Source organism: Microbacterium sp. HMWF026, from assembly GCF_003061325.1.
Taxonomy (GTDB): domain Bacteria; phylum Actinomycetota; class Actinomycetes; order Actinomycetales; family Microbacteriaceae; genus Microbacterium; species Microbacterium testaceum_E.
The window spans coordinates 2,065-8,508 of sequence record NZ_QAJB01000259.1 but is presented as its reverse complement, the minus strand read 5'-3'; the positions used below and the strand labels follow the sequence as shown (position 1 = coordinate 8,508).

Sequence of the window (6,444 nt, the reverse complement as noted above, 5' to 3'; positions counted from 1 at the left end):
GGGCATGCGTACGGCTTCCTGGCGTCGGGGCGTTCCCGGCGTTCGGGAGAGCGGGCCTGCCATGCCGGGAGCGGGTGTTGCCTGTAGAATCGAAGGGTCCGTGTGCAGCGCTCACGCGATCCGCACGAGACACAGTCTAGGCGCGCAGCCAGCGCCTTCGAGCGGGCCCACCAGCGACGAACCTGGGACTTCGACCGGAGTCCGGAATGTCGGGGCGGATGACACCGTTGTGGCCCGAGAAGGAGAGTGATCACCATGTCCGATGTCCTCATCGACCGACCAGAGCTCGAAAGCCTGGGGCAATACGAGTTCGGCTGGCACGACACCGACGCGGCGGGCGCCATCGCGCAGCGCGGCATCAACGAAGAGGTCGTCCGCGGCATCTCGGCTCTGAAGTCCGAGCCCGAGTGGATGCTCAAGACGCGCCTCAAGGGCTACCAGCTCTTTGGCAAGAAGCCGATGCCCACGTGGGGCGCCGACCTGTCGGAGATCGACTTCGACAACATCAAATACTTCGTGCGCTCGACCGAGAAGCAGGCCCAGACCTGGGAAGACCTTCCGGAAGAGATCCGCAACACCTACGAGAAGCTCGGCATCCCCGAGGCCGAGCGTCAGCGCCTCGTCGCCGGCGTCGCCGCGCAGTACGAGTCCGAGGTGGTGTACCACCAGATCCGTGAGGACCTCGAGCAGCAGGGTGTCATCTTCATGGACACCGACACGGCGCTGCGCGAGCACCCCGAGTTCTTCGAGGAGTACTTCGGTACCGTCATCCCCGCCGGCGACAACAAGTTTGCCGCGCTCAACACCGCGGTGTGGTCGGGTGGCTCGTTCGTCTACGTCCCCAAGGGTGTGCACGTCGAGATCCCGCTGCAGGCGTACTTCCGCATCAACACCGAGAACATGGGGCAGTTCGAGCGCACCCTGATCATCGCCGACGAAGACAGCTACGTGCACTACATCGAGGGCTGCACGGCGCCGATCTACAAGAGCGACTCGCTGCACTCGGCCGTCGTCGAGATCATCGTGAAGAAGAACGCCCGCGTGCGCTACACGACGATCCAGAACTGGTCGAACAACGTGTACAACCTCGTCACCAAGCGCGCGGTCGCCCACGAGGGCGCCACCATGGAGTGGGTCGACGGCAACATCGGCTCCAAGGTGACGATGAAGTACCCCTCGATCTACCTGATGGGCGAGCACGCCAAGGGCGAGACCCTGTCGGTCGCCTTCGCCGGTCCCGGTCAGCACCAGGACGCCGGCGCCAAGATGATCCACATGGCGCCGCACACGCAGTCCTCGATCGTGTCGAAGTCGATCGCCCGCGGCGGCGGTCGCGCCGGCTACCGCGGAGAAGTGCGGGTGGATGCCAATGCGCACCACTCCGCGAACACGGTGCGCTGCGACGCGCTGCTGGTCGACACCATCTCGCGCAGCGACACGTACCCCGCGATCGACATCCGCGTCGACGACGTTCAGCTCGGTCACGAGGCCACGGTCTCGAAGGTCAGCGAGGAGCAGCTGTTCTACCTGCAGTCGCGCGGCCTGCCCGAGGACGAGGCCATGGCCATGATCGTGCGCGGCTTCATCGAGCCGATCGCCCGCGAGCTGCCCATGGAGTACGCGCTCGAACTCAACAAGCTCATCGAAATGGGCATGGAAGGATCCGTAGGCTAAATGACGACTGCGACCGAATCACCCGCAGCCGCCGAAGGTCATATCGACCCGGCCGCCCTCGTGGCATCCCTCGTCCCGGTGCAGACGCGCTCGGAGCGGGCGACCTCGTTCGACCCCGCCGATTTCGGCACCCCCACGGGTCGCGAGGTCAACTGGAAGCTCAGCCCCATCGACCGGCTCGCGCCGCTGTTCGTCGACCAGGCCGGCCCGACCGGCATCATGACGGTCGACGTCGAGGCCCCCGCGGCCGTCGAGCAGCTGCGTCTGGCCGCCGGTGACGCCCCGCGCGGTGAGCACTTCCGGCCCGAGGACCTGCCGGCGGCCCTCGCCTGGACGCACGAGACCGAGGCTCCGCTGCTGCGGATCCCCGCGAACGTCGAGTTGGACGAGCCGATCGTCGTGCGTCTGACGGGCACGGGCGGGCTGGCCCACGCCCACGTCGTGATCGAGGCGCAGCAGCACTCGCGCGGCACCGTGGTGCTGCGTCACGAGGGTTCGGCCCAGCACGCGCAGAACGTCGAGATCATCGTGCGCGACGGCGCCGACCTCACGGTCGTGTCGGTGCAGAAGTGGGATGACGACGCGATCCACGCCTCGTCGCACCAGGCCCGCGTCGACCGCGACGCCAAGCTCACGCACGTCGTGGTGAGCTTCGGCGGCGGCGTTGTCCGCGTGAACCCCTCGGTCGAACTGTCGGGCGCGGGTGCCGAGGGGCGCCTTTACGGCCTGTCGTTCTCGGACGCGGGTCAGCACCTCGAGTCGCAGGTCTACCTGCACCACAAGGGTCCGCACACCGTCGGCGACGTGCTCTACAAGGGTGCGCTGCAGGGCGAGAGCGCGCGCAGCGTCTGGATCGGCGACGTCCTCATCGGACCGGATGCCACCGGCACCGACTCGTACGAGGCCAACCGCAACCTGGTGCTCACCGACGGCGCCCGCGCCGACTCGATCCCGAACCTCGAGATCGAGACGGGCGACATCCAGGGCGCCGGCCACGCCAGCGCCACGGGTCGCTTCGACGACGAGCAGCTGTTCTACCTGCAGGCCCGCGGCATCGCCGAGGACGAGGCGCGCCGTCTGGTCGTGCTCGGCTTCCTCAGCGAGATCGTGCAGCGCATCGGCATCCCGGAGCTCGAGAGCGAGCTCATCGAGGCCATCGAGCGCGAGCTGGCAGAGGGGGCGGCCGCGTGAGCGCCACGCGCGTGTGCGCTCTCGACGAACTGGTGCAGGACGAGGCCCGACGCGTCGAGATCGACGGCGTCGCGATCGCGGTCGTGCTCGACGGCAACGGCGAGGTCCACGCGATCGGCGACGTCTGCACGCACGGCGACATCTCGCTGTCGGACGGCTTCGTCGAGGGCGAAACGCTGGAGTGCTGGGCCCACGGCTCGGCCTTCTCGCTGACGACCGGTCGACCGCTGAACCTTCCGGCCTACGAGCCGGTGCCCGTGTACGAGGTCGTGATCGACTCCGGCGACGTGCTCATCGATCCCACCGTCACCAAGGCGACGGCCTGAGCCGCGCCCACGACCCGAAGACTTCTCAAGTAAGGAACCCCATGTCTGTCCTCGAGATCCGCGACCTCCACGTGACGGTCGAGACGGAGAACGGTACGACCCCGATCCTCAACGGCGTGACGCTCACCATGCGAACCGGTGAGACCCACGCCATCATGGGCCCCAACGGCTCCGGCAAGTCGACCCTGGCGTACACGATCGCCGGCCACCCCAAGTACACCGTCACGAGCGGCTCCATCACGCTCGACGGTGAGGACGTGCTCGAGATGAGCGTCGACGAGCGCGCCCGCGCCGGCCTCTTCCTCGCGATGCAGTACCCGGTCGAGATCCCCGGTGTCACGGTCACCAACTTCCTGCGCACGGCCAAGACGGCCATCGACGGCGAGGCCCCCGCGATCCGCTCGTGGACCAAGGACGTCAAGGGCGCCATGGAGAACCTGCGCATGGACGCCAAGTTCGCGTCGCGCAACGTCAACGAGGGCTTCTCGGGCGGCGAGAAGAAGCGTCACGAGATCCTGCAGCTCGAGCTGCTCAAGCCGAAGATCGCCGTGCTCGACGAGACCGACTCGGGCCTCGACGTCGACGCGCTCAAGATCGTGTCCGAGGGCGTCAACCGCGCCAAGGAGCAGACCGACCTCGGTGTGCTGCTCATCACGCACTACACCCGCATCCTGCGCTACATCCGCCCCGACTTCGTCCACGTCGTCGTCAAGGGACGGATCGTCGAAGAGGGCGGGCCCGAGCTCGCCGACCGACTCGAAGAAGAGGGTTACGACCGCTTCCTCGAGGCCGGTACGCCGATCGACGCGTAAGATCGTTACATGACCGCAACCCTCGCTCCCGAGAAGTACGACGAGGTCACCGAGGCCCTGAAAGACGTCATGGACCCCGAACTGGGGATCAACGTCGTCGACCTCGGCCTCATCTACGACCTCGCCTGGGACGACGAGAACGACGCGCTCGTCATCCACATGACCCTCACCTCGGCCGGCTGCCCGCTGACCGACGTGCTCGAAGAACAGACCGCTCAAGCCCTCGACAACGTCGTGGACCGCTTCCGCATCAACTGGGTGTGGATGCCGCCGTGGGGCCCTGAGCGGATCACCGACGACGGGCGCGACATGATGCGCGCGCTCGGCTTCGCGATCTGAGACCAGACATCTTGAACGCCCATCCCCTCGGGGATGGGCGTTCGTCGTCTGCCGGCACCGGATCCCGGCGCGTTGCGAATCCGCAACACTCGGCGGCCCGTCGTTGCCGTCGCCCGATCCGCGCTGGCACACTGCGCGCATGAGTACGCGCGCCTCCCGGATCGCCGCGGGCCTGGTCCCTCTGCTGCTTCTCGCGCCGCTGGCATCCGGGTGCACTCCCGACGCCCTTCCGGCGGCCGACGCGAGTCCCGCCCCCGTCGCCACCGACCCCCGCGTGGACGCGCTCGCGTCGGTGACCGATGCCACGATCGACGCCGCGGTCGCCGACATCGACGCCTCGGTGCGGGCCGCGATGGACGCCACCGGTACGCCCGGGGTGGCCGTCGCCGTCGTGCACGGCGGGGAGACCGTGTTCGCGCGCGGGTACGGGGTGCGAAACCTCGACACGGGTGAGCCGGTGGACGAGAACACGGTGTTCGCGATGGCATCCGTGTCGAAGTCGATCGGGGCGACCGTGGTGGCGCGCGCGATCGACGAGGGGCTGATCACGTGGGATACGCCGGTGCAGAAGAACCTGCCCTCGTTCGCGCTGTCGGACCCGTGGGTGAGCGAGAACCTCACGATCGCCGACCTTTACGCGCACCGCTCGGGCCTGTACGAGCACGCCGGCGACGATCTGGAGGAGATCGGCTACGACCGCGCGGCCGTCCTGCAGAGATTGCGGGCGGTGCCGCTCGAGGGGTTCCGCAGCACGTACGCCTACGGCAACTTCGACATCACCGCCGCGGCCGAGTCGGTCGCCGCGGCGGCGGGCGAGGATTGGGCCGACCTGTCGGAGCGTCTGATCTACGGTCCTCTCGGCATGGACGACACCTCGTCGCGGTTCGCCGACCTCGCGGGGCGCGAGAACCGTGCGATGGGGCACCAGCGCGTGGACGGGACGTGGGTCGTGACGCCCGAGCAGCGCCGGCCCGACGCGCAGTCGCCGGCGGGCGGGGTGAGTTCGAGCGTCACCGACATGGCGCGGTGGATGGCGATGGTCCTGGCCGCCGGGGCCGGCGACGACGCGCTGGTCAGCCGCGCGGCGCTGCTGCCCGCGGTCACCCCGCAGATCATGACCGGACGCGATCCCGCGCAGTCGACGATGGACCAGCGGGCGGGCTTCTACGGGTACGGCTTCAACGTCACCACGACGGCCGGAGGGCTCGTCGACGTCAATCACTCCGGAGCCTTCCGCCTGGGAACCGGCACGACGGTGAAGATGCTCCCCGCGGCCGACCTCGGCATCGTCGTGCTGTCGGACGGAGAGGCGAACGGCGTCGCCGAGGGCATCGCGGGGCGTTTCGCCGACATCGCCCAGTACGGCGCACCGCGTCAGGATTGGCTGGCGCTGTACATGAACGTCTTCGCGCAGATGGCGCAGCCGATGGGCGAGCTCGCCGGAGAAGAACGACCCGCGGATGCCGCGCCCCCGGCCGCCCTCGAGGACTACGCCGGGGTGTACCGCAACGACTACTTCGGTGACGCGACCGTGCGGGTGCAGGACGGCGCCCTGCAGCTCTCGCTCGGCCCGACCGGCCGGTGGACGCTCTCGCCCTGGGACGGCGACGTCTTCACCTTCGCCCCGACCGGTGAGAACGCCACCGAGGGCACCGTGTCGCGGGCGACGTTCTCGGCCGAGGGCACCCTGGTGCTGGAGTACTTCGACGAGCACGGCATGGGCACCTTCCGTCGATGAGGGCGCGTGACGGGATGTGTCACCGTCCCCCGGGGCCGCGCGGCGCCGGCCGGTAGCCTCGGAGGGTGAGCGTCACCCCTCTGCAGGCCCTGCCCCTGGACCTTCTGCGTCAGCGCTCGAGCACGAAGTGGCGCTCGTACGCCGAGGACGTCATCCCGATGTTCGTGGCCGAGACCGACTTCCCGCTCGCCCCCGCCATCACGGCCGCCCTGCACCGCGCGGTCGAGATCGGCGACACGGGGTACACGCCGCCGCGGCCCGGGATCGACCTCGACTTCGCCGCCTACGCTGAACGCCGCTGGGGCTGGACGGTCGACCCCTCGCGCATCCGGTGGACGGGCGACGTCATGATGGGCGTCGTCGA

Annotated in this window: 6 protein-coding genes and 1 pseudogene; all 7 read left to right on the top strand. The window is 68.7% G+C overall.

What is annotated here, in order from left to right; translation table 11 throughout:
* The first annotated feature begins 255 nt into the window (after window positions 1–255).
* A complete protein-coding gene (gene sufB, locus DBR36_RS10200; RefSeq protein ID WP_108319073.1) occupies window positions 256–1,674 on the top strand; it encodes a Fe-S cluster assembly protein SufB in 1,419 nt (472 codons plus the stop codon).
* Window positions 1,675–2,865, top strand: a complete 1,191-nt coding sequence (gene sufD, locus DBR36_RS10195; RefSeq protein WP_108319071.1) for a Fe-S cluster assembly protein SufD — start codon at window positions 1,675–1,677, stop codon at window positions 2,863–2,865.
* The gene (locus tag DBR36_RS10190) at window positions 2,862–3,191 is read left to right on the top strand and encodes a non-heme iron oxygenase ferredoxin subunit (RefSeq protein WP_108319069.1); all 330 of its coding nucleotides are present in this window, start codon (window positions 2,862–2,864) and stop codon (window positions 3,189–3,191) included. Before sufD ends, DBR36_RS10190 begins: the two co-directional genes overlap by 4 nt.
* Before the next feature lie 41 nt (window positions 3,192–3,232).
* Window positions 3,233–4,003 (top strand): Fe-S cluster assembly ATPase SufC, encoded by a 771-nt coding sequence (gene sufC / locus DBR36_RS10185; RefSeq protein WP_058625386.1) that lies wholly within the window; start codon window positions 3,233–3,235, stop codon window positions 4,001–4,003.
* Between the two features lie 9 nt (window positions 4,004–4,012).
* Window positions 4,013–4,342 carry a metal-sulfur cluster assembly factor gene (locus DBR36_RS10180; RefSeq protein ID WP_013586729.1) on the top strand — a complete coding sequence of 110 codons (330 nt, stop codon included), beginning with the start codon at window positions 4,013–4,015 and terminating at the stop codon, window positions 4,340–4,342.
* Window positions 4,343–4,481: 139 nt separating this feature from the next.
* Window positions 4,482–6,080 (top strand): serine hydrolase, encoded by a 1,599-nt coding sequence (locus tag DBR36_RS10175; protein WP_108319067.1) that lies wholly within the window; start codon window positions 4,482–4,484, stop codon window positions 6,078–6,080.
* A 65-nt stretch (window positions 6,081–6,145) separates the two neighbouring features.
* Window positions 6,146–6,444, top strand: a pseudogene (locus DBR36_RS18330) (aspartate aminotransferase); the annotation flags it as partial.